The following is a 1,821-nucleotide window of genomic DNA, read 5'->3' on the forward strand; positions in this document are numbered from 1 at the left end:
CCCCCCTGCCCGGGTCGTCCGCCCCTCAACATCGGACGAGTCTTACTTCTTCAGTGTCGCGCCAGCATCAGATCCAGGTTCTGCACCGCCGCGCCCGACGCGCCCTTGCCCAGGTTGTCGAACACGGCGGCGAGCAGCGCCTGTCCCTCGGCGGCGTTGCCATGCACCGACAGGCGCAGGTCGTTGGTGCCGTTCAGCGCCTGCGGCTCCAGCCGCGCCTGCGCCGCCGATTCCTCCAGCGACGCGACCTGCACGTGGCGCGACCCGGCATAGCGCTCGGCCAGGCAGGCTTGCAGGGCGGCGAGATCCGCGCCGACCGGCAGCAGCCGCAGTTGCAGCGGCACGGTCAGCACGATGCCCTGGCGGAACGCGCCATACGAAGGCACGAACACGGGCCGCTGCGTCAGTCCCGCGTAGCGCTGGATTTCCGGCGTGTGCTTGTGCGCGAGGCCGAGTCCGTAGACCTGGAACGGCGGCTGCGCCGCCGCCTCCGGCCCTTCGTAGGCATCCACGCTGGCGCGGCCACCGCCCGAATAGCCCGACACCGCCTGCACGGCCAGCGGGTAGTCCGCCGGCAGCAGGCCGGCCTCGACCAGCGGGCGCAGCAAGGCGATGACGCCGGTCGGGTAGCAGCCGGGGTTGCTCACCCGTGGCGCGCCGGCGATGCGCTCGTCCTGGCCCGGCGCCATCTCTGGAAAGCCGTAGACCCAGCCCTCGGTGGTGCGATGCGCGGAACTGGCGTCGATCACCTGCACCTTGGGATTGCGGATGGACGCCACCGCCTGCCGCGCCGGCTCGTCCGGCAGGCACAGAATGGCGATGTCGCAAGCGTTGATGGCCTCGGCGCGGCGCGCGGCGTCCTTGCGCTCGGCCGCCGGCAGCGTCAGCAGGCGCAGGTCGTCGCGGCCCTGGAGCCGTTCATGGATCTGCAGGCCGGTGGTGCCCTGGTCGCCGTCGATGAATACGAGGGGTTGCGTCATGGCGCGATGCTTCCTGGTGATGGGATTGCGGTGGACGGGCCGCCCGGATCTCGGATGCTTGCTGCGCTCCGTCATCCCTGGGTCGGCGTGATGGCATCCATCTTCGGCCAGGCCCCACGATTATCAAAGTCGAATATCATGACTGCCTGATTCAGTTTTTCTGAATAAGGATCCGTCATGCGGGAAATCAGCCTGGACCGGCTGCGCACCCTGGTCGCCATCGCCGACCTGGGCTCCTTCGCCAATGCCGCGCGCGCCCTGCACCTGGCGCCGCCCACCATCAGCCTGCACGTGGCCGACCTGGAGGCGCAGGTGGGCGCGGCGCTGCTCACGCGCACGCGCGGGCAGGTGCGCCCCACCGCCATCGGCGAGACCCTGCTGGCCCGCGCCCGCCGCCTGCTGGCCGACGCCAGCCAGGGGCTGGACGACGTGCAGCGCCAGGTCCAGGGGCTGGAGGGCCGCGTGCGGCTGGGCGCGTCCACCGGCGCCATCGCCCACCTGCTGCCGCAGGCGCTGGAAACGCTGGCGCGCGACCACCCGCGCATCGACGTGCAGGTGGCCGTGCTGACTTCGCAGGAAACCTTGCTGCGGCTGGCCGACGGCACGCTGGACCTGGGCCTGGTGGCGCTGCCCCAGCCGCCCACGGACGGCCTGGTGCTGCGGCCGTGGCGGCGCGATCCGGTGCTGGCCTTCCTGCCCGCGTCCTGGCGGGCGCCGGCCCGCCTCACGCCCGCCTGGCTGGCCGAGCGCCCGCTGATCCTGAACGATGCCAGCACGCGGCTGTCGCGCCTGACCGCCGAATGGTGCGCCGCCGCCGGCCTGAACCCGCGCGCGCGCATCC

2 protein-coding genes are annotated in these 1,821 nt (G+C 72.2%); one reads left to right on the forward strand and one right to left on the reverse strand.

The genetic code is table 11. From position 1 onward, the window contains the following. Positions 1-50: 50 nt before the first annotated feature. Positions 51-980, reverse strand: a complete 930-nt coding sequence (gene argC, locus KDH83_RS30525) for an N-acetyl-gamma-glutamyl-phosphate reductase (protein WP_212322745.1) — start codon at positions 978-980, stop codon at positions 51-53. 177 nt (positions 981-1,157) lie between these two features. Here argC and KDH83_RS30530 point away from each other — a divergent pair. Next, the coding region (locus KDH83_RS30530) for a LysR family transcriptional regulator (RefSeq protein ID WP_212322748.1) at positions 1,158-1,821 on the forward strand (664 nt) is incomplete at its 3' end.

The sequence above is a fragment of the Achromobacter sp. Marseille-Q0513 genome (assembly GCF_018195695.1).
In the GTDB taxonomy this organism is placed as follows: Bacteria; Pseudomonadota; Gammaproteobacteria; order Burkholderiales; family Burkholderiaceae_B; genus Achromobacter.